Raw genomic sequence first — 22,053 nt, 5'->3', positions numbered from 1 at the left:
GCGTCCCCTAGGGGATTCGAACCCCTGTTGCCGCCGTGAAAGGGCGGTGTCCTAGGCCTCTAGACGAAGGGGACACATACGCACCAATCGAAGTCAGTCTATGTTAACGAGTGGCGTCCCCTAGGGGATTCGAACCCCTGTTGCCGCCGTGAAAGGGCGGTGTCCTAGGCCTCTAGACGAAGGGGACGCAGCGCGTTAACGAGGCCGGTTTTTAGCGATTGGGTGGGGTCAGGTCAAGCGGCTTTTTCACCCCTGTGACGTTTTTTTTAATCCCTTGGCGTAAATGATGCCATTCCCGACCAAATACTGAAAAACCCTGGCACACTGTTTAACCAGACGGTTTATTGGCCGCGGCGTCGGGTTCCAATCCAGAAACTGATCCCCGCCACAGCAAGACCACAGCCCAAAAAGACAAACATCGCCTTGTAACCGGTATCCGGGTCGGCTTCATAATGGCCGACAATCAGCCCGGCAATGCCTTGCAGGACGAAAAGACCGCCAAAGGTCGCCAGATTGATCGTGGTCAGCGCCCGGCCAATCTGATGTTCGGCCACCGCCTTGCGCGATGCGGCGTAATTAAGCGTCGCACTGCTGCCAAGGAAGCCGTGCAGCAACATCAAAACCATGGCGATGCCGGTCCCCATTGGTCCGACAAAGGCCTGCAACAGACAGGCAACCGCCCCGACCAGCACGGCAAAAACGATCAGGCCACGGGTATTGTCAGGCATCATGCGCGACAGTTGCCCGTAGGTCGGCGGGCCAATGATCATGCCAATCGTCATCACCAGAAGGATATTACCAACCTCGACCGCACCCAGATCAAACACGTCATGCAAGTAAGGGCCGCCCCAAAGGCCCCGCACCGTCAGGATCGTCGGATAACTGAAAAACGCCACACCCGACAGCAACCAGACCTGCCGGTTTGACCAGACGGACACCATGCCGCGCAGGACATCACCGACACTTTCGCCGCGCTGGGCATGGGTTGCATGGCCCGACGGGTTGTCGCGGACCAGAATGAAGTCAAGCACCACCGCAATCAACGCAATACCGGCAAGGCCGTAATAAACCGCCCGCCAGCCATAGGCCTCAACCAGTGTCGCAAGCGGCGTTGCCGATGCCAGAACGCCCATCAAACTGAACGAAACGATCAAACCGGATGCAGCCGCGAATTTTTCGGGTGCTGTCCAGCGCGCGGCCAGAACCAGTGCCGACATGAAGGCTGCCGAACAGCCAACACCAATCACCGCTTGGCCTGCCATCAGGCCCAGCACACTTTGCGCATTGGCAAAGATAAAGACACCCGCCACGGTGACCATGGTCAGAAACCCGTTGGTCAGGCGCGGTCCATACCGGTCGAGCAGCACCCCGACGGGGATTTGCATCAGGGCAAAGGCAAAATGGAAACTGCCCGATATCAGGCCAAGCTGTTCGGGTGTCACGGCAAGCTGTTCACGCAGCGGCCCGGCAAGCAGCGCCTGGGCAGAACGGAAAAACTGACTAAGCGAAAAGGCCAGCATGATCGGCATCAGAACGATCAGAAACGAACCGAGGCCATGCTTGGGCGTCGCAGAGGTGGGTGTGGGGCGCGAATTTTGTGTCATGGTGCCTTCAGGATTAGTCTGATCAAACCATAACGGCAAGCATTTGCAGCATCATAGCTGCCCTGCCCGGGGTCACGTCGCTAGACCGGCAAGGCCACATCATCAATGATCAGCTGCACACCATCACGCCCCTGCCAGCTATCGCGGCGCAAATGCCCCAGGACATGCAGCGGGCGCCCGCCATGCTTGATCAGGGTCTGGCCCATATCATTATCAAGGCATCTGAACGCAATTGCCTTAAGCCGCCCCTGCCCGTTTGAGCCGGTCAGAATACAGCGCACATGATCCTGCCCGACAACGTCGGCCTTGACCGCCCGGCAATCGACAAAGGCAAATCGGGGCTCGGCATTGCCCGCACCGAACGGACCAAGCTTTTCAAGTGAGTCGATAAGCTCAAGTGTCGCGCCCTTGGCATGAAGCGCTCCATCGACCGTAATCGTCGGGCGGATGTCGTTTTCGGCAATGATCTTGGCAAAGCGTTCCTCAAGGAAGGCTTCGAACGCGTAAAGCTTTTCGGGATCAAGGGTAAAGCCCGCCGCCATATGGTGCCCGCCACCATTGATCAAAAGCCCGGCCTGACGGGCTGCAATGATCGCATCGCCCAGATCAATGCCCCGCACAGATCGTGCAGACCCCTTATAGACGCCGTCAACCTTGCCCATCACAAGTGACGGCACGTGATAGCGATCCTTAAGCCTGCTTGCGACAATGCCGATCACGCCGGGATGCCAGTCATCTCCGCCGACCAGTACCATGGAGCCGACCTTTGACTTGCCTTCAACCGCACTGATCGCCTGATCAAGGACGATATCCTCGATTGCCTTACGCTCACGGTTATATTCATCAAGCCTGCGGGCGATATCCTGCGCCTCTGCGGGGTTCTCGCCCGAAAGCAGGGTGGTACCCAGAAAACTCTCGCCAACGCGCCCACCGGCATTCACACGCGGCCCAAGGACATAACCCAAGTGATAGGCACTCGGCACCTCGTTGACGCCGGCAATATCGGCAAGTGATGTCATGCCGACATTGGACCGGTGCTTCATTACCTTAAGGCCCTGGGTGACGAACGCCCGGTTCAATCCTCGCAGCGGCACCACATCACACACTGTGCCAAGGGCCACCAGATCAAGCCAGTTGCGCAAATCAGGTGCACGAACGCCCTTCTTTTCAAGCCAGCCGCGATTGCGCAATTCACGCAGCAACGCCACACAGACCAGAAACGCCACACCCGCCGCGCAGAGATGCCCAAGCCCGCTTTCGTCATCAAGCCGGTTGGGGTTCACGACCGCCACGGCAGGTGGCAATTCCGGCTCTGCCGCGTGGTGGTCGACAACGATGATTTCGATCCCGGCATCGCGGGCTTCTTGCAGCGGCACATAGGCGGTCACCCCGCAATCGACCGTCAGGATCAGCTTGGCGCCCTTGCGCTGAAGCTCCAGAAGGGCTGGCGCATTCGGGCCATAGCCCTCTTTCATGCGATCGGGGATATGGACAGGAACATCAACACCAATGGCGCGGAAAAACCGTTTCAACAACGCCGTACTGGTCGCGCCATCAACGTCATAATCACCAAAAACGGCAATCCCCTCGCCCGCCTCAATCGCGTCGGCGATGCGCGCGGCCGCCTTGTCCATATCCTGCAAGCTCGATGGATCGGGCATCAGATCACGCAGTGTCGGTGACAGGAAACTTTCGGCGTCGTCAAGGTCAATGCCGCGCGCGGCCATTACCCGGCCAACAATCTCGGGCACGCCAAAACGCTGGGCAATCGTGGTTGCCAATCGCTCGTCATTTGCGCGTTCTCGCCACCATTTGCCGGTGACGGATCGCTCTATGCCCATAAAGGTGGTTTCTTGTGAATGCTCTGTCATGCCCTATGGAATAGCGCAATCTCGGGCGGTCTGAAACCGGATATTTTACCAATCGATCAAACCGCACCGAGAGTTGGCAATCCCTAGCCGACCGGGTTTTCCCCGCACCATTTCAAAACGTTCTCGGCGTCTGCTGCGGGATCATCGACGGGATAGAACACCTTGGTGATCTTGCCGTCATCAATGACCATGGTCAGACGCTTGAACAGGCGCATGCCGTCGGCTTCAAAATCCGGCATCGCCATGGCTTCCTTGAAGCGATGGTCAGCATCCGACAGCAAAGCGAATGGCAGATGAAGGCGCTCGGCTGCTTCTTTTTGATAATCGGTTGTCTGGCTTGAAAGCCCGAACAGGTTTTCGACCCCGACCGCACGCAATTCCCCCGCGTGATCACGGAACGCACAGGATTGCGGCGTACAGCCCTTGGCACCGGGAATTTCGTTCCAGCCTTCCGGGGACGGCACGCCGGGCTCCGCCGTGCGCGGATAGGCATAGACAACAGTACGGCCCGCCATTGTCGACAAATCAACAGATGTGTCGTTGGTTGCAGACAACCCCATCGCAGGCAGGATCTGCCCCGTCAGGCGTTCAATCACATGTGCGTCGCTTTCTGAACTCATCATGATCCTCCCAGGATACAAGAGCGGGCTTTTATCACGAACAAGGTTCGGCCCTTTGGCTATCAAGATAAGTCTGAACCCAACGCTTAAAAAGAAGCATCGATTTCGTATTGTGAAAAACATTTTGCTGCATCACACCATTTGCCTGCGCGGCAAAGCTGTGCAAACTGGTGCGATAACAAAAATGGATACGCGCAATGCCCCACAAAAAAGGTCTCAGGATCGGATTAACCATCCTGTCTGTACTTGCTACCCTGATGTCGATGCCAATGGTGATGTTTTCACCAATGATGTTTGACGCACCGGGCTCAGATGAAAACATCTTCACCCAGTTTCTGTTTTTCAGCGTCCTGGCATTTCCTGTGCTATGCCTTCTGGGTGGCATTCTTCCGTGGATATTCAGACGCCACCCGAAATCGATCTGGCTTTATGGGCTCAGCGGCATTGCTTTCGCGCTTATTGCGGTCGCAATCGTGTTGCTTTCGGTTCAATGCGGCGGTGACTTCGCCTGCTGATCAGACGATGCCCTCATCCGCCGCGATCAGAGCCAAGCCATGTGCAACAGACAGGAACGGCTGGCCGATTTCGATGCGGTCTTTGCCAAAGCGGTCTTCGAACAGCTTGCGCACGGCGGGGACATAGGATGTGCCGCCGGTCATGAAGACCTTTGAGACATCACGCGCATCGACACCGGCCTGATCAAGGCAGTTCTTGGCGGCCAGTTCGATCTCGGCCATGTCGGGTGCAATCGAAGCTTCGAAATCGGCACGGGTCAGTTTTTCTTCGATCTCCACTCCACCATGGGCGAATTGCAAGATGGTACTGTCTTTTTCAGAAAGCTCTGCCTTGGCCTTTGACACCGACTGATAAAGGTGGAAGCCCATTTCATCTTCGATGATGGCAACCAGATCTTCAATATCGTCGGGCTTGGTCGCGGACCTGATCAGACCTTTGATTTCGTTAATGGTTTTGGGTTGGTTCATCATGGCAAGTTCGTGCCAGCGCGAAAACGCCGTGTAATATTGCCGCGGGACCGGCAGGGTCGCACCCATCGATTTGTATTCTGATCCAAAGCCCAGACGTGGCCAGACGGCCTTCTGGATGATGCGATAATCAAACCGGTCGCCTGCAACACCAAGACCGGTGTGCGAGAGCGGCTGCACCCCGCGAATGCCCAGTCCCGGTGTAAAGCGGATCAGCGAAAAGTCACTGGTACCACCGCCAAAGTCGGCCACCAGAACGGTTTCGGGTTTATCAAGCTCACGCCCGTAATAATAGGATGCTGCCAACGGTTCGAACACCATGGCCTCGACATCGAAACCGGCCTGTTCATAGGCCGAGCGCAAGCGCATTTCAGCAAAATCATTGTCCGGATTATTGCCCGCAAACGCCACCGGACGCCCGGAAATCACCCGCTGCCCCAGCCAGCCAAGGCTATGCTGCGCGAAGTGATGGATCTGTTTCAGGAACGTACCAATCAGATCTTCAATGGAATAGTTGGTCCCGAAGATATCCGTGCCCTCAAAATCCTTGGCCGCCAGATAGGATTTCATCGACTGGATCAGGCGGCAATCGTGGCTTTCCTTGAGGTATTCCTCGATTGCGAACGGGCCGGAACAGCTTTTGGTGTGGGTTGGCGCATTCGGCGCCTTCAGATCCTGATCTTCCCAGAAATACAGAATGGTCCGATAGGTATCGAAGCTTTTGGTACCGACCTCGAACGTGGCGGATTGCACGTTTCCTGCACTGTCTGCCACGGCAAGAACAGAGTTCGTCGTTCCGAAATCAAGGGCAATAATTTCCGACATCAGGCAGGCTCCGGGATTTGGTGTTGGTCACAGGGGGCGGAGGATGTAACGCAGTCCACCTGCCCCTGCAAGCCATTAAACGAAAAAAGGGAGTGCCGAGAATTACATCAAGGCACTCCCTTTTCGAAATTTGAGAACTGGTCGCTTATTTGTACCAGATTTTCCGGCTGAAATCGTGAACCGCACGGACGTAACGTACGGTACCAGACTGTGAACGCATCACGATGCTTTCAGTTTCAGCCCCATTGGCAAAGCGGCGCACGCCACGCAGCATCGCGCCATCGGTCACACCGGTTGCCGCAAACATGACATTGCCCTTGGCAAGTTCGGTCAGCTTGTATTTACGGGTCAGGTCTTCGATGCCCCATTTTTTAGCGCGCGCAATTTCGTCATCGTTGCGAAAAACAAGACGGCCCTGGAACTGGCCACCGATGCAACGAAGGGCTGCTGCGGCCAGAACACCTTCCGGCGCGCCGCCGGTACCCATGTAAAGATCAATGCCCGAGGTTTTCTGAGAAGTCGCGATCACACCGGCAACATCGCCATCGCCGATCAGCATGATGCGTGCACCGGCTTCGCGGGTTTTGGCAATGATTTCCTGATGGCGCGGACGATCAAGAATACACACAACCAGATCAGCAACGTCACAACCCTTGGCTTTGGCAAGGCTTTTAAGGTTCTCGGCCGGGCTGGCGTCAAGGTCGACAACATCATCCGGAAGACCACCGCCAACAGCAATCTTGTCCATATAGGTGTCCGGCGCGTTCAGGAAGCCACCCTTTTCGGCCATGGCAACGACGGCCAAAGAGTTCGGGCCACCGGTCGCGCAAATGGTCGTACCTTCAAGCGGATCAAGCGCGATATCGATTTCCGGGCCTTCGCCGGAGCCAACTTCTTCGCCGATAAACAGCATCGGGGCTTCGTCGCGTTCGCCTTCGCCAATCACGACCGTGCCTTTGATATCCATGCTGTTAAGCGCATTGCGCATGGCGTCAACGGCGGCCTGATCGGCTGCCTTTTCGTCGCCGCGTCCCATCAGGCCAGAGCACGCAAGTGCCGCCGCCTCGGTCACGCGAACCGTTTCAAGCGCAAGATTTCGATCCATATCTTCTTCCTTGTATTGCTGATGTGGGGTCTGGGGGCCCCATCTCATTGTTGTCTTTTTATTTTTATGCTCGGTCTTTGATCCAAGCTATACAACATCGCCCCGCATCATGGCAGATACGGGGCGAATATGTGTTGTTCATTTTGTTAAGATGCGAAGCTTTCAATCCGCATCAGAACCGGCGGCTGTGAATTGCTTTCAAACGCTGCAATATCATTCACCGCACCCGACATTGCGGACTCAGTCGTTTCGTGCGCCACGATAACCACCGGCACAACGCCGCCTTCGGTTTCGGCCCGGCCATGCTGGATCATGGACGCCATTGACACCCCATGCTTGGCAAGGGTTGCGGTCACCTCGGCCATGACACCCGGGCGGTCCCACACCATCAGGCGCAGGTAATAGGCGCCAACATGCTTTTCGAGCGACGCACGCACGTTTTTCTTAAGGCGATCTGCCGGCAAACCAAACACCGGTGCCGCACGACCAGCCGCGATATCGACGATATCGGCAACAACCGCCGATGCAGTCGGACGTTCACCCGCCCCGCGGCCCTGTAGGACCACCGGACCGACATAGTCGCCTTCAAGGGCCACCGCGTTAAACACGCCTTCGACCTTGGAAATCTGGGTCGCACGATCGACCATGACCGGGGATACGCGCTGCTCGATGCCCTCGGCCGTCTGTTTGGCAATACCAAGCAACTTGATGCGATACCCAAGTTCTTCGGCAAGCTGGATATCAAGCGCTGAAACGCTTCGGATGCCTTCGACCGCAACCGCGTCAAAATCGACTTCCACACCAAAGGCGAGGCTCGCCAGAATCGCAAGCTTGTGCGCGGCATCAATACCATCGACATCAAAAGTCGGATCGGCTTCGGCATAGCCAAGTTTTTGTGCCTCTGCCAGAACGTCGGCAAAGTCACGGCCCTGTTCACGCATCGTGGTCAGGATATAGTTGCACGTGCCGTTCAAAATGCCGGTCACGCGCGAAATCTCGTTACCAGCCAGACCTTCGCGCAATGCCTTGATCACCGGAATACCGCCAGCGACCGCCGCCTCATAGGCGATGGTGACATTGTTGGCATCGGCAATCCGTGCAAGTTCCGCACCCTTAAGCGCAATCAGCGCCTTGTTGGCGGTCACAACGTGCTTGCCATTTTCAAGGGCGGCCTTGCAGGTGTCATAGGCAATGCCATCTGATCCGCCGATCAGTTCGACAAGGATGTCGATTTCCTTGTCCGCGGCAAGATCACGGGCATCATCATACCAGGTCAGGCCTTCGGTGGAAAAACCACGATCACGAGTTCGATCACGCGCCGATACCGCTGTGACGACAATCTGGCGACCCGAACGGTCTGTCAGAAGGTCGCGATGTTCACTCAGCAGTTTAACGGTTCCGGCACCGACCGTACCAAGGCCTGCCACACCGATTTTGACGACGTCTTTCACGATAACTCCTTGTCGCGTGGTTACATCTTTGGCTCCGCCCGTGATCAAAAAAGATCACTGCGCCCTGATAACAGAACGCCCGGGACATGTCCCGGGCGAAACACAGAATGCTTTATGAGATATCAGACGGATTTCTTCAACAGTTCACGTGCAGATTCTGCATCGGGGCATTTGGCAAAGAACTGTTTGATGTTGCGATTGGCCTGACGAATGCGGTGCTTGTTTTCAACAAGCGCAATACGCACGTGGCGATCACCATACTCGCCAAAGCCAAGACCCGGTGCCACAGCAACGCCTGCTTCCTGCAAAAGAAGCTTGGAAAAATCAAGTGAACCCAGTTCGGCAAAGGCATCGGGGATCGGTGCCCAGGCAAACATGGTTGCCGCCGGGCTCGGGATTTCCCAACCGGCACTTTGCGCCCCTTCGATGAAGATATCGCGGCGTTCGCGGTACAGATTGCGGAATTCCTCGACACAGTCCTGCGGGCCATTCAGGGCGGCGGTTGCCGCGACCTGAACCGGGGTAAAGGCACCGTAATCAAGGTATGACTTGATGCGGGTCAGTGCGTTGATCAGCTTTTTATTGCCGGTGGCAAAACCGATACGCCAACCCGCCATCGAATAGGTTTTCGACAGCGAATAGAATTCAACGGCGATATCCTTTGCACCCTTGCACTGCAGGATCGAGGGCGGCGGATTGCCATCAAAATAGATCTCGGAATAGGCAATATCTGAGAGCACATAGATTTCATGCTTGCGGCAGAAATCGACAACTTCCTGGTAGAACGCCAGATCCACCACAAGGGCGGTCGGGTTGGCCGGGAAGTTCAGAACCACCGCACTTGGTTTCGGGACCGAGTGTTTCACCGCGCGATGAAGCTGATCCATAAAGCTTTCGGTATTGAACGTCCCCTGATCATCATGGCCAATCGGGATATGGCGCAATGCTGCGCCTGCAATGATGAAGCCGAACGCATGGATCGGATAGGACGGGTTGGGCACCAAAAAGATATCGCCTGGGCTTGTGATCGCCGCAGCCAGGTTTGCCAATCCTTCCTTGGAACCAAGGGTCACAACGGTTTCGGTTTCCGGATCAATATCCACGCCAAAACGACGGCCGTAATAGGCCGCCAATGCCTTGCGCAGGCCGGGAATGCCGCGCGACATCGAATAGCCATGGGTGCGCGGGTTCTGGACCGTTTCAACCAGCTTATCCACGATATGCTGTGGGGTCGCCGGGTCCGGGTTGCCCATGCCGAAATCGATAATGTCCTCCCCCGCTCGCCGCGCCGCCGCCTTCATCGCATTTACTTCTGCGAATACATAAGGCGGAAGACGTTTTATGCGGTGGAAGTCCTGCGACATTATCCTGTTTCCTCGTCAAATCACTGAAATTCGAATTTTATGCGAAAAGCATATCCACGATTTCTCGAAAGTTGCGTTTAGACCCGATATTCAGGCCATTAATAGCGTACAATTCGAAGGATGTACCTTTTCTTGAAATCATACTCAACGAATTAATGCGCGGAAAATACGCATAAATGCGATTTACGGCGGGTAAAGGACCGGGTGACGTCAGGCTGACGGCAAAAACCCGACCATTTCCGCACGCCCGATCCCGCACGTACGTTGCCAAACGCAAAAAACGCGGAAGGATTTCTCCCTCCGCGTTTTGCTGTTTCGCTCTGAACTGTTCTGATCGACGTGATCAGTAATCCAGATAAATCTCCACACGGCGGTTGCCGGCTTCGCCCGCCGGAACGCCTTCGTAGTAGCGCGGATCGGCCGAGCCATCCGCCCCCACAAATATCGCATTCGGATTGACGCCAAGCTCAATCAGGCGCGACACAACAGCCGCCGCACGGCCTTCGGACACACGGCGGTTTACCGCCAGATGCTGTTCAAGCGACATGTTGCCGGTACGCATTGATGCATGACCAATCACGCGGATAAAGCCGCTGGTCTGCTGCCAAGTTGCGGCAACCTGTTCAAGCACGTTGTAATCGGCACCACCAAGGTTGGTCGAACCGTGCGCGAACTGGATCTGTGCGATCTGCACTTCACTGACAGCCGGGCCAGCCTGATCAATCGACTGCACGCCAAGGCGTGATGCCAGCGCATCGTTGGTGACCGTCATGTCATAAGATGCGGAGTCGCCATACATCGGCTCCGCCCCGCCAAACTGGCTCTCATCGACGATCACCGAACCATTGTCGGAATACATCGAATAATCAAATTCCTGCGTCTGCACTGGCGCCGGTTCGTTGGCAAAGACGCCCTGACCTTCGGCCAGACGACGCTGATACTGATCCATGACCGGATCACCAGACGATGCCGGAGTAACCGCACCCGTCGGTTGCGCAGGCTGCCCACTTTGCGCTGCCTGTGCTGCCTCATAGGCTGCGAGCTGTTGGGCACGGGCATCAGCACCCTGTGCCGCAGTCGGTGCGGCAGGCGGGGCTTCCGGTGTCGGAACCGGGCCACTGGACGGGGATTTTGCATTCCATTCGTCGGCAATCTTGGAGCCGCTTGGCGCAGAGGTTACCGCGCTTGTGGTGGCAGTTGCCGCTGCGGAACTACCGGTATCGGCCATCGAACTGCTGGAAACCGGTGTTGTCGGTGCCGGATTGATCGCGGGTTGCGATGCGGGCGCTGCCGGTGCGGCTTGCAGCGCGTTCACAGGCGGGCTGCTTTGACGGCGGCCACCCTGCTCATACTGGGCATTCTGGCGGTCTGCGGCCAGGCCGGCAACCAGTGCATCACGTTCTGCATCGCCGGTGACTACCGGTTTGGCGGGCGTGTCGGAAAGGTTCGGGTATTCGCCATCTTCACCCGGAATGGCTTCGTCGGATTTGACGGCGCGCTCTTCATCTTCGCCATCAAACATGTCACCGACGGATTTGCCCCACTCGACCGGATTGATCGCATCGGGAACCGAAGAACAGGCGCCAAGTGTCAGCACCACAGCCAGGGCCGAGCCCGTCTGCAGCAATACCCGCAGCTTCCCCCTTGCAGTCTCCTGCCAAGCCCCCTGCCCGGTGGTCGATTTCAGAACGCCCATTTCTTTTCGCTGCTCCAAATTCAGTTGGACGACGTCTGCATTAAATCAATCCGCAAAAACGTCACCTTATAATTCTTGTACTACCCCTAAACGACGCGCTAGGCTAAGGCCATGATAAGCTTGGGATCAAGCAAAGTTTCAACCCGGAACGTCAATCGGATACCCGGAACATAGAACGTCAAAAGTCTTGCGATATTGCAAAGACGCAAAAATGTTCTGAAGTTACCTTGTATCCGCGGCGGTATCATAAGGGAATGCCCCATGAGCGATCAACAGGCCATCGAAACTGAAAACAAACATCCGGATCCCGAAAAGCTCTCTGCCGCTATGGCAGAGATTGCTGAGAAAAGTCAACGACTTGTGTCTGAATTCCTGGCAAAGCAGGCAGAAGACCCGGAAATATCCGACCCGGACCCGCTTAATATCGGCTCTGCCTTTGCCGAATTGACCACGCACATGATGCAAAACCCGGTCAAGCTGGTCGAAGCCCAGATGGAGCTGTGGCAGCAATATTATACGCTGTGGCACAACACCACCCTGCGTATGATGGGCGAAGAAGCCGAACCGGTTGTCTCCCCGCAAAAGGGGGATCGTCGATTCCGTGACGAGGCATGGGAAAACAATGAACTGTTTGATTTCATCAAGCAGTCGTATTTGCTGTCATCCCAATGGATGCAAAACGTTGTCCACGATGTGGACGGGCTTGACGATAAAACCGCACAGAAAGTCGAATTTTACACCCGCCAATTCGTCGATGCGATTTCGCCGACCAACTTCCTGATGACCAATCCGGAAGTCATACGGACCACAATCGAATCTGGTGGGGAAAACCTGCTTAAGGGCTTGCAAAACCTTCTGGAAGACCTTGAACGCGGCAAGGGCAAACTGCAAATCCGCATGACCGATCTTGATGCCTTCAAGGTTGGCGAAAATGTCGCCACCACCGAAGGATCGGTGGTCGGCAAAACGCCGTTGATGGAACTTCTGCAATACAAGCCAAGCACCGACAAGGTTGCAAAACGCCCGCTTGTGATCGTCCCGCCATGGATCAACAAATACTACATTCTTGATTTGCGCCCGGAAAACTCCTTCATCAAATGGGCCGTTGATCAGGGCCACACGGTCTTTGTCCTGTCCTGGGTTAACCCCGACAGCGAACTTGCCGAAAAATCGTTTGAAGACTACGCCAAGGAAGGCGTTCTTGCCGCCCTTGACATGATCGAACAGGCGACTGGCGAGAAAGAAGTCAACGCCATCGGCTATTGCCTTGGCGGCACGCTTCTGGCCTCGACATTGGCTTATATGGCCAAAACCGGGGATGACCGGGTTAAATCCGCGACCTTCCTGACCACGCTGACCGATTTTGAAAAGTCGGGCGAGCTTTCGGTCTTTGTGGATGACGAACAGATCAAAAGTCTCGAACACAAGATGTCCAAAGAGGGCTACCTTGACGGGCGCGATATGTCGATGTCGTTTAACATGCTGCGTGCCAATGACCTGATCTGGTCGTTTGTTGTATCCAACTACATGCTGGGCAAGGATCCGTTCCCGTTTGATCTTCTGTATTGGAACTCCGATTCCACCCGCATGCCCAAGGCAATGCACAGCTTCTATTTGCGCAATATGTATAACAAGAACCTGTTGCGTGAACCGGGCGGCATCAAGATCTTTGGCGAGCCGATTGATCTGCGTGACATCAAAATCCCTGTCTATTTCCTGTCAACCCGCGAAGACCATATCGCACCGTGGCAGGCAACCTATGCCGGGACTCAGTTGATGTCAGGCCAGGTCAAATTCGTGCTGTCGGCATCGGGGCATATTGCCGGTGTGGTCAACCCGCCTGCGGCCAAGAAATATTGCTATTGGACCTATAATCGCAATCCGGCCAACCCGGAAGACTGGATGGCCAAGGCCGCCCAGCATGAAGGATCCTGGTGGACGGATTGGCAAAACTGGGTCGGCCGTCGTGCCGGCGGCAAGGTCGATGCCCGCAAACCGGGCGATGGAAAGCTTAAGGTCATTGGCCCGGCACCGGGCGAATATGTCAAAGTGAGTTTGTCCTGATCTGATCGCAGACCACCCTGACACCTTTTCACGGTCTGCCATCACGGCAGACCGTTTTCTTTTATCCGAATAGATCCAAGGGAATAATGATGGCCCACACAATCGGCTTTCTTGGCGCTGGCCGCATGGCATCGGCGATGATCAAACGCCTGCTTTCAAAGGGGTATGAAGTCAAGGTCTGGAACAGAAACAAAGCCAAACTTGAACCGCTTGTTACCCTTGGCGCGATCGCCTGCGACACACCGGCAATGGCCGCGAAAGATGTCGACACCGTGATTTCATTTATGTCTGATGACGCAGCAGCACGGTCTGTTTGGCTGGGCGATGATGGCGCGCTTGCCACCATGAGCAAAGACAGCATTGCGATTGAATGCTCCACCCTGTCACACGCCTTTGTGCTTGAGCTTTCAAAAACAATCGAGGCAGCTGGTGTTCGATATGTTGATAGCCCGGTAACGGGCATTCCCGCCGATGTTCAAGCCGGCAACACCATCTTTTTGATCGGAGCCGCGCCTGAAACCCTTGATCGCGTTACCCCGGTCCTCAATGACACTGGTAAAAAGACCATTCATTTCGGTCCAATCGGATCGGGCACGGTTTACAAGCTGATGCACAACTTGCTCGGCGCTGTTCATATCGCCGCCGCTGCCGAACTGGTTGCGGTTGCGCAAAAGGCGGGGCTTGATGGTCAAACGGTTGCCGATACCTTTGCCATCGGCGCAAATGCCAGTGGGTCCGGCCTTATGACCGTTCCCGGTATGGTCAGTGGCAATCATCACGAAAACATCCACTTCACCAATGCCTTGCGCGCCAAGGACGCATCCTATGCCCTTGCCTTGGTCAAGGACCTCGGCATGTCCACACCCGTTGGCCAAAGTGCCTATGACGTCTTTGAAAAGGCAACAAAATCCGGCCTTGGCGATCTGGCGCAAAGTGCGGTGATTGAAACGCTGAAAGCCTAGTTTGCTTTGGCCGCCTGTTGCTGTTCCAGTAGCGGTTCATAGCGCGCGTCGGTCAATGTCTTGAGGAAGGCGACAATGGCATCGATGCGCTTTTCATCAAGGGCATCGCCCTGCTCAAGCTCTTTAAGCGAAATGGTTTCGGCCACTTCCGGTTCGCCCCACGGCTTACCGGTTTCCGGGTTGGTCTGATTGATCTCGGCCTTGCTGTTATATTTGTTATAGAACCGAACCACCGTCTCAAGATCGGCAAAGACCCCGTTATGCATATAGGGCCCTGTCACCGCCACATTGCGCAGTGACGGGGTTTTGTATTTGCCGCGATAGGCCGGGTCGTCGATGGCGGCGTTATCGAGCAACCCGTTATCGGTAAAACCGACATCCTTGCGGACAGCATCGCGCGTTGCGACATTGCGCGGCACGCCGATATTGTGGAACTCGTAATTGGTGAAGGTTTCGCCTTCGGCTGTAGGGCTGGCTTTGAGCATGTGGCAGGTATTGCAATTGGTAAATTGTTGCGAAAAGAACAGGACACGACCCAATTCTTCCTGCGGCGTCATTTTGTATTCGCCGCGCAGGAACCGGTCATATTTGCTATCGAACGGTGCAAACTCATCACCCTCTTCAAAGGCGGCAATTGCCTTGGTCATTGCGCCATATGCTTGATCGGCATCCGACCAGACATCATTGCCAAACAACGCCTTGAAGCCTGCAACATAATCGTCGTCCTCTCGCAGACGCGCAACCACACTGGCCTTGTCAGGCATCCCCATCTCAATCGGGTTTAGTGGTGGCCCACCGGCCTGCTCGGCCAGATCCATCGCCCGTCCATCCCAGAACTGGCCGCCAACCGCGACACCATCTTCGCGCACATGAAATGGCGGGGAGAATTTGGCATAGCTTGCGGTCGGCGCATTACGGTCGCCAAGGCTTTCGCCATCATCGCCCAATGAAAACGCCCCGCTTGCAACATCGACACGAGGATCACGGAACCCCGTTGACGGATCATGACAGGTGGCGCAGGACATGGTGCGATTGGCCGACAAGTTGGTATCGAAATAAAGTGCCTTGCCCAGGTCCGCCAGATTTTCAAAGGGTGACTGCGCCTCTGTGGCCGTCGCAACTTCTGACACACTCGCCGTGTTGCGATGTCCCGTATCGGCAAGCCGATGCAGCATCGCCGACGCATCTTCTGCCAAGGCAGGACTACCCGCAAAGCAGCCCATAAGGGCGAAAACAGAGGTCAGATGCAGTAACGAACGAAGATTGTGGGGCATCGAAAACACTTTGATTTGGTCGATTATCGGGTGAGGGTCACGCAATCTCTCAATCGCGAACGCTTTTCATTTACACCCACACAATTGCCCCTTGCCTTGATCAAAGTCAATGGCTGGCTGCCTTTGGCTTCCTTCACATCCGTTTATTCAAACGCGCACCGACCAGAACCGGCATCACAGGACATCACGTCCATATGGTCGCTGACTGGCGTGCATTGCTGATGGATATTATGCCAGGTCCTCGGGGATTGATTTGACATATTCCTGCGCAAGATCGGCATAGCGATCAGCCGACACCTTGAAGAATTCGATTTCTTCCTGCGTCAGATCCCGCACCTTGCGTGCTGGTACCCCGGCCCAAAGCTCTCCTGCTGGAATGCGTTTTCCCGGTGCCAAAAGCGCATTGGCACCCAACATCCCGCCCTGCTCGATCACGCAACCATCCATCACGGTCGCGCCCATACCGACAAAGCTTCGATCTTCAAGCGTGCAGGCATGAATGATCGCAGAATGGCCGATCGTGACGTCATCGCCGATATAGGTGCCGAACTTGCCCTTGGCGACATGCACCATCGTCAGGTCCTGAATATTGGTACGCGATCCAATGCGGATTTCATGCACATCGCCACGAATAACACAGCCAAACCAGATGCCGGTCTCAGCCCCGATTTCAACATCACCAATGATCGTCGCATTGGGGGCAATGAAGGCGGTTTCATCAATGGTGGGCTTCACCCCGCGATAGGACAAACGCATGCTGTGGGACCTTTCACAAACTGGCACTCAATTAGTTGCCGTCAGTTTAAAGTTGATCCGGTCGACATGAAAGCCCGCTGTGGCAAAATTCGACCATTGCCCGAAAAGCTTCGCCGATAACGAAAAAGGCGGAACCAGATGGCTCCGCCTTCAATTTGTTGTTCGCCGGTTCGCTTACGGGAACAGCGGCTCGATCTCAAGCCCCATGGTTTCGGGCAAGCCCAGCATGACGTTCATGTTCTGAACCGCCTGACCGGATGCGCCTTTGACAAGGTTGTCTTCGACCGCAACGATGATCACACGGCCTGGCACGCGATCCTTGACCACGCCCATCAGGACATAGTTGGATCCACGCACATGTCGGGTCTGCGGCGTGACACCGAATGGCAGAACGCGCACAAACGGCTCGTCGGCAAAACGCTTTTCAAGGGCTGCCTGAATGTCCTCGGCCGTGGTGCCGTTGGTCATTTTGACGTAGATGCTTTCAAGGATACCGCGGCTCATTGGCATCAGGTGCGGGGAAAAGTTCACCACAACGTCACTGCCGCACGCCCAAGCAAGGCCCTGTTCGATCTCTGGCGCATGGCGGTGCCCACCGGTGCCATAGGCATGAATGCCTTCGGTCACTTCGGCATAGAGCGTCATTTCCTTGGGCGCACGACCAGCCCCGGTCACACCGGATTTGGCATCAATGATGATGTCCTCAGCATGGACAAGCTTGCCTTCCAGAAGCGGCGTCAGTGCAAGCTGCACCGGTGTCGGATAGCAGCCCGGATTGGCAACGACACGTGCCTTTTTGATCTTTTCACGGTGCAGTTCGGTCAGGCCATAAACGACTTCCTTCTGCAGATCCTGGGCGGCATGTTCCGCGCCATACCATTCCTTGTAGGTCGCCGGATCAAACAGACGGAAGTCGGCCGAAAGATCGACGACCTTAACGTGATCAGGCAGACCGGCAATGACTTCCTGTGTCGTACCATGCGGTAGCGCACAGAAAATCAGATCGACGGTCGACCAGTCCGCCTCGGCAATCGAGATCATGGTCGGCAGTTTGATATGGGCAAGATGGGGGAAAACTTCCCCAAACGGACGTCCGGCGCGTCGGTCGGCGGTCAACAGGGTAATTTCCGAAGCTTGGTGATGCGCAAGAATGCGAACCAGTTCCGCCCCGGTATAGCCACTGGCACCGAGAATTCCGACTTTGACCTTAACGTCGCTCATTTCAATTCCTACTCCATATTTAGCACCTGTTGGAAAACAGGCATTGATAACGCCCGGATGTTGGCAAACAAGCCCCGCAGATGCAAGCAATTAGGCGGAAAATACCCTTTACGATTTGCAATATGCCCATGCGCTTTGGTCATGGTTGCAAATCATTGCGCCCTATTTCTTGCGCGCACGACGCACGGTATCGGGACAGGCGCGCGCATCCTCGGGCAGAACGGTATAGAATTTCTCGATCTTCTCGTATCCCGTGGGGCTTGCAACGGGATAGCTTGCAACATAGCGCGCATCGGACAGCCCGAAGTCACTGGCCTTTAGCCCGGATCGTTGCAACCACATGCGCCGATGGGCATCCGACACCACGACATCCGGGTCATCAACCAGAAAAATCGCATCACGGGCCAGCCGGTCATTGTATTTGTGATGTGTCGGCAGCCAGGCGGCCAGCTGTTTACGCAGCTCGCCCGGGCTTGGCACATTTCGCGTGCGGGTGACGAATTTTGTCATGCGATCGACAAGATCACTGATATCGCCGGGCGGGACGGAGCCATGGGTTGCACGGTCGATGAAAAAGGCCAGATCAATTTCGGTCGGGTCGCGATTTATTACCGGTTTCAGGGCACTATATAATTTGAAAAATCGCGCTATCTTGCCGCCATCGGCATTGGCCGCGTCATATACCCGATGATATGCCACCTGTACCTCATACCGCGCGCCATAGGCGGCAAAGCGTTTTTCGAAGGCAGTACGCTTACGCTCATCAACCCAGATCGCGCAAAGTATATCAAACGCCGCATCGTTGTTGCCAAGTGCCAGGCGATGCATATCCTCGGTAAACGGGCCAAAGACGTTTTGCAGCAATCCGGGATTGGCGCGCTCAGCCGCAAACAGAATTTGCTGAATTTCCGCCCCTGCCCCGGCGGTTGCTCCGCGCGGCCCCCATGTCAGATAGGCGCGCGGGTCATTGGTATGGCAATAAGGATCACCTTCCAGAAAGGTCTTGCCGCTGCGGGGATTTTTCGACTGACAGAAATTGAACTGGATGACGTCGTAGTCCGTGCCCTCCAGCGCAAAGGTCAGGTGATTGGCCCGCGAGATCGCATCAGGTGGTGGCAACTGGGCTGGCATCAATAACCGCCAAAGCCCGACCGTGATCGCCCCATAACTCTCAGCCCCGACGGCAGCCCGCACAGCCGCATTCAGACAAGGTTGCAGATCAATGATCGCCTGCCGCGTTTTCGCCCCGACAACCCCATCCGGTGCGCCATAGCTACCGGCCGATTTGCCTGCACAGTTCGACGCCTGCGTAAAAAGCCGTTCCTGGAACACCGCCACCGCGCCATATCGGCCCAAGGTCAGTGCCCGGTTTTCAAACCGGTATAGGACCTGTGACAGGTTCTCAGCTGATGCCGGAAGCACAGCCCCAAAGGCAATAACGAAGACAAGCGCAAACATGGCACCGGCACGGCACGCTGCAACTTTGATACGCGTGTGTGCTCGGAGCATGTCGATCTGCCTTAGTGCGTGAATTCCAAAAGAGGTTTGGTAAACTCAACCTGCGGATATTTGATGAGACTGTTTAACGCGCGGCGCTGCAGCGCCTTGCGTTTGGTCGTGTCGGCAACCAAGTCACACACTGCGTCCACCAAACCGGCATATGGCACATCGATGAGCCCTTTGCGGAATCGATCCTCAATCACGGTTTCCGGGTTCACTTCCGCGACCACCGCCTTGGCGTTGGTCAAAAGATACGAAACGCGCACAATCTCGAAAATCTGGCTCTCATAGAAGTGGTGGTTCAGGATGACTTTTGACCGCGCGATCCACTTATCACGCTCCTTGCCATAAACCCCCATCAGGACCTTCAGGTTGAGCCCCTTGGCTTCAATCTGGTTTAGGATGTCCCGACGGCGCTCATTGATCGATCCATAAAACAGAACGTCAATGTCCTGTTCGACGGTAATATCGATCCGCTGGAGCTCTTTCTGGAAGCCAATCGGCAAGTAGCGGACCTTTTCAGCCTCCAGCGCCTTGATGACCTCGATATTGGCCGGGCTGTAATCCCAGATTTCAAGACCAGACTCAAACCAGCCTGTCAGTTGCTCCCGCCATTTCTCTCCAACACCTGTGAGCTGCTCGGTATTAAGGATAATCGTTCCCTCTGGCACAGCGCGCAGAGCCGAAACATCAAGCAAATGCGCCCCGACAATTATATTGACCGCCCCTTGCACAAACTGATTGGTCTGAATCTGTGCCGGATGACCGGCATCACGTATTGAATACATCAACAGCTCGGCCAGCTCCGCAAACGCCAGCGAATGAATGTAACCGGGAGGCTGGACGATGCAGATGTTGTAGAGTCTTTGGCAAGTCATAATCCAAAATCTTTTCTGTTTGCAGAGGCGAACGATTTCCGCCAACGGTGACAGCGATAAATCAATTTTAAATTAAAGGCCGATTTCAAACTTGTGGTGCACCACACTACGCCCACCAAAGCCCTCTTTGAACGAGACAAGCTGTTCGTTGAGATACTGACCGTCACTTTCTGTTGAAATGCCGAAGTCAAAGTATCGCTTTCCAAGGCTCCGGTACTGCTCAATAATTTCCAGAAACAACAGGTCCAAAGCCCCCAAGTTCATCCCATCTGATGTCGCTGAGATGTATTGAGCATGCGCAACAGTCTCAGTCTCAAAAATCACTGTACCACCTTGTGGAATTCCCTGATCGTTGTTAACCAAGAACAGTTTTATTTGCTTTGGAAACCGAGCCGCCAAAAGGATGATCTCTTCACAGGAATGGACGGGCATTCGCTCATACTTTTCTTGCAATCGAGCGCTCAAAATTTTCCAGAACGACGAGAAATCATTACTTTGAGCTACTGAGAACCCAGCTTTCAAAGCGCGTTTGCGACCACGCAGCCTCAGGCTCGACGGCTTTGAATCTGCCTTCAAATCCACAGTTGTCGTAACTTCAGTCAAACACCTTGCATCAGAAATCGCGTTAAGAGCATAAATTTCGCCCTCTGCGGGTACTCGATGATAAATCCATGGAACTGGTTTAACGAAGGCCGCCTTAACACCCTGCCCGAGCAAAGTGGAAAATAGCATGTCATAAACTTCTTTGACGACTGATATTCTGTTGAACTTGGGTAACAACAACAGACCACCAAAGGTCAAACCGCCATGGCTATACCACGCCTCACTTCTAATATTCCCGGGCGCAACCCCAACCAGTTGCTGATCCCGATACACGAGGAACGAGCAGTCATCAAAGCGATCTTCGTGATAATCCATATAGGCGCGGTCAAACATAAAGTGACTGTTGTCTGCAACAAGAACTATTGAGCGCCAAGCTTCCGCTGACCTACCGTCATGCTGAACTAAATGAACTGTGTTACTGCCCGAACTCTGTATCACTTTTGCACCAATCACTTAACGCTGCTTCAAACCTCACGTAAACTTAGAATGTTTTAGCAGACTTCGCATGCTAAAGTTTTGAACAAACAACCCGATCCTCCAAGATTAAGGAATGACGCGATGGCCTCTTCTCCTAGCAGCACGAAGAAAACAGACTATACCGGGCATTATAAAGCGTCCGAGGTCGACGTGTATCCGTCAGAGTTTTTGGTGAGAGCATTCTTGGGAACCTATGAAAGACTCAAAATCGACCACAAACTTCTCAGAGGCAAAAAAGTTCTGGATTTAGGTTTTGGTGATGGCCGCAACTTTCAGTTGCTTCACGATCTTGGCATGGAGCTTTATGGCACCGAAATTACCAGCTCCATATGTGAGTTAATCACAGAACGGCTGCACCGAAGAAAAGGAATTCGGATTGACGCCCGTGTTGGTCGGAACACCTCGATTCCGTTCGAGAACTCCTTCTTCGACTGTATCGTTGCTAGCAGCTCATCGTACTATATGGATGAAGGCAACAAGTACGAAGATAATATCGCAGAGATTCATCGCGTTTTAAAACCCGGAGGTATTTTCATTCATTCTCTGCCTATGCCCAGCACTTTCATCATGAGAAATGCCATTGATACTGGAGAAGGCCATATGAGGATCACGGAAGACCCTTACGGCGTTCGTGTCGGCACATTAATGAAGCAGTTCAAAACCGAGGGCGAAGTCCGAAGTTACCTGGCGCATGGATTTAAGGATATTTCCATTGGTAGCACTAAAGATGATTTTTGGGGAGATGCAGTTCACCTATGGTTAGTTGTCTGCACCAAATCTTAATGCCAATCATAGGCAT

The 22,053-nt window shown here is 54.7% G+C and carries 19 protein-coding genes and 2 tRNA genes; 4 read left to right on the top strand and 17 right to left on the bottom strand.

Translation table 11 applies throughout. The annotated features are described in order from the left end of the window. Position 1: 1 nt before the first annotated feature. From AC5Q5A_RS04365 to AC5Q5A_RS04345, 5 genes are all read right to left on the bottom strand, one after another. Positions 2–74, bottom strand: a tRNA-Glu gene (locus AC5Q5A_RS04365). Positions 75–111: 37 nt separating this feature from the next. Next, positions 112–187, bottom strand: a tRNA-Glu gene (locus AC5Q5A_RS04360). 154 nt (positions 188–341) lie between these two features. Then, complete coding sequence (locus AC5Q5A_RS04355; protein WP_493894466.1) at positions 342–1,604, bottom strand: MFS transporter; 1,263 nt, start codon at positions 1,602–1,604, stop codon at positions 342–344. A gap of 80 nt (positions 1,605–1,684) precedes the next feature. Further along, entirely contained in the window at positions 1,685–3,445 is a 1,761-nt protein-coding gene (recJ, locus tag AC5Q5A_RS04350; protein ID WP_493894465.1) for a single-stranded-DNA-specific exonuclease RecJ, read from the bottom strand. A 113-nt stretch (positions 3,446–3,558) separates the two neighbouring features. Then, positions 3,559–4,095, bottom strand: coding sequence for a peroxiredoxin (locus tag AC5Q5A_RS04345; protein ID WP_493894464.1), 537 nt, complete (start codon positions 4,093–4,095; stop codon positions 3,559–3,561). A 197-nt stretch (positions 4,096–4,292) separates the two neighbouring features. On the opposite strand from AC5Q5A_RS04345, the gene AC5Q5A_RS04340 reads away from it, so the two are divergent. Next, positions 4,293–4,610 (top strand): hypothetical protein, encoded by a 318-nt coding sequence (locus AC5Q5A_RS04340; RefSeq protein WP_493894463.1) that lies wholly within the window; start codon positions 4,293–4,295, stop codon positions 4,608–4,610. Here the strand turns inward: AC5Q5A_RS04340 and AC5Q5A_RS04335 are convergent, their stop codons facing one another. From AC5Q5A_RS04335 to AC5Q5A_RS04310, 6 genes are all read right to left on the bottom strand, one after another. Beyond that, entirely contained in the window at positions 4,611–5,903 is a 1,293-nt protein-coding gene (locus tag AC5Q5A_RS04335; RefSeq protein ID WP_493894462.1) for an Hsp70 family protein, read from the bottom strand. Next, complete coding sequence (locus AC5Q5A_RS04330; protein WP_210517117.1) at positions 5,881–5,979, bottom strand: EspF repeat-containing protein; 99 nt, start codon at positions 5,977–5,979, stop codon at positions 5,881–5,883. Before AC5Q5A_RS04330 ends, AC5Q5A_RS04335 begins: the two co-directional genes overlap by 23 nt. Before the next feature lie 69 nt (positions 5,980–6,048). Beyond that, the gene (gene glpX, locus AC5Q5A_RS04325) at positions 6,049–7,008 is read right to left on the bottom strand and encodes a class II fructose-bisphosphatase (protein ID WP_493894461.1); all 960 of its coding nucleotides are present in this window, start codon (positions 7,006–7,008) and stop codon (positions 6,049–6,051) included. Positions 7,009–7,154: 146 nt separating this feature from the next. Beyond that, positions 7,155–8,459: a homoserine dehydrogenase gene (locus AC5Q5A_RS04320; protein ID WP_120225374.1), complete on the bottom strand. Its 1,305-nt coding sequence runs from the start codon at positions 8,457–8,459 to the stop codon at positions 7,155–7,157. A gap of 122 nt (positions 8,460–8,581) precedes the next feature. Further along, a complete protein-coding gene (locus AC5Q5A_RS04315; RefSeq protein WP_064789508.1) occupies positions 8,582–9,823 on the bottom strand; it encodes an LL-diaminopimelate aminotransferase in 1,242 nt (413 codons plus the stop codon). A gap of 343 nt (positions 9,824–10,166) precedes the next feature. Next, positions 10,167–11,519 (bottom strand): OmpA family protein, encoded by a 1,353-nt coding sequence (locus AC5Q5A_RS04310; protein WP_493894460.1) that lies wholly within the window; start codon positions 11,517–11,519, stop codon positions 10,167–10,169. 261 nt (positions 11,520–11,780) lie between these two features. On the opposite strand from AC5Q5A_RS04310, the gene AC5Q5A_RS04305 reads away from it, so the two are divergent. Together AC5Q5A_RS04305 and AC5Q5A_RS04300 are read left to right on the top strand one after the other, a co-directional pair. Beyond that, a complete protein-coding gene (locus tag AC5Q5A_RS04305; protein WP_063090049.1) occupies positions 11,781–13,583 on the top strand; it encodes a PHA/PHB synthase family protein in 1,803 nt (600 codons plus the stop codon). Positions 13,584–13,672: 89 nt separating this feature from the next. Beyond that, the gene (locus AC5Q5A_RS04300) at positions 13,673–14,545 is read left to right on the top strand and encodes an NAD(P)-dependent oxidoreductase (protein ID WP_493894459.1); all 873 of its coding nucleotides are present in this window, start codon (positions 13,673–13,675) and stop codon (positions 14,543–14,545) included. Here AC5Q5A_RS04300 and AC5Q5A_RS04295 read toward each other — a convergent pair. The 6 genes from AC5Q5A_RS04295 to AC5Q5A_RS04270 form a co-directional block, all read right to left on the bottom strand. Next, positions 14,542–15,819: a cytochrome-c peroxidase gene (locus AC5Q5A_RS04295; RefSeq protein ID WP_493894458.1), complete on the bottom strand. Its 1,278-nt coding sequence runs from the start codon at positions 15,817–15,819 to the stop codon at positions 14,542–14,544. The two genes, AC5Q5A_RS04300 and AC5Q5A_RS04295, sit on opposite strands and share 4 nt — an antisense overlap. Positions 15,820–16,047: 228 nt before the next feature. Then, a complete protein-coding gene (locus tag AC5Q5A_RS04290; RefSeq protein WP_083952754.1) occupies positions 16,048–16,575 on the bottom strand; it encodes a gamma carbonic anhydrase family protein in 528 nt (175 codons plus the stop codon). Between the two features lie 174 nt (positions 16,576–16,749). Continuing rightward, the gene (gene argC, locus AC5Q5A_RS04285; protein ID WP_493894457.1) at positions 16,750–17,796 is read right to left on the bottom strand and encodes an N-acetyl-gamma-glutamyl-phosphate reductase; all 1,047 of its coding nucleotides are present in this window, start codon (positions 17,794–17,796) and stop codon (positions 16,750–16,752) included. 162 nt (positions 17,797–17,958) lie between these two features. Further along, positions 17,959–19,305, bottom strand: coding sequence for a hypothetical protein (locus AC5Q5A_RS04280; RefSeq protein WP_493894456.1), 1,347 nt, complete (start codon positions 19,303–19,305; stop codon positions 17,959–17,961). A gap of 11 nt (positions 19,306–19,316) precedes the next feature. After that, complete coding sequence (locus AC5Q5A_RS04275) at positions 19,317–20,174, bottom strand: hypothetical protein (protein WP_493894455.1); 858 nt, start codon at positions 20,172–20,174, stop codon at positions 19,317–19,319. A gap of 72 nt (positions 20,175–20,246) precedes the next feature. Then, complete coding sequence (locus tag AC5Q5A_RS04270; RefSeq protein WP_493894454.1) at positions 20,247–21,110, bottom strand: GNAT family N-acetyltransferase; 864 nt, start codon at positions 21,108–21,110, stop codon at positions 20,247–20,249. Between the two features lie 225 nt (positions 21,111–21,335). On the opposite strand from AC5Q5A_RS04270, the gene AC5Q5A_RS04265 reads away from it, so the two are divergent. Further along, positions 21,336–22,037, top strand: coding sequence for a class I SAM-dependent methyltransferase (locus tag AC5Q5A_RS04265; protein ID WP_493894453.1), 702 nt, complete (start codon positions 21,336–21,338; stop codon positions 22,035–22,037). Positions 22,038–22,053: the final 16 nt, after the last annotated feature.

It is taken from the genome of Thalassospira sp. CA1 (genome assembly GCF_059052855.1).
This window is presented reverse-complemented; position numbering and strand designations above follow the sequence as displayed.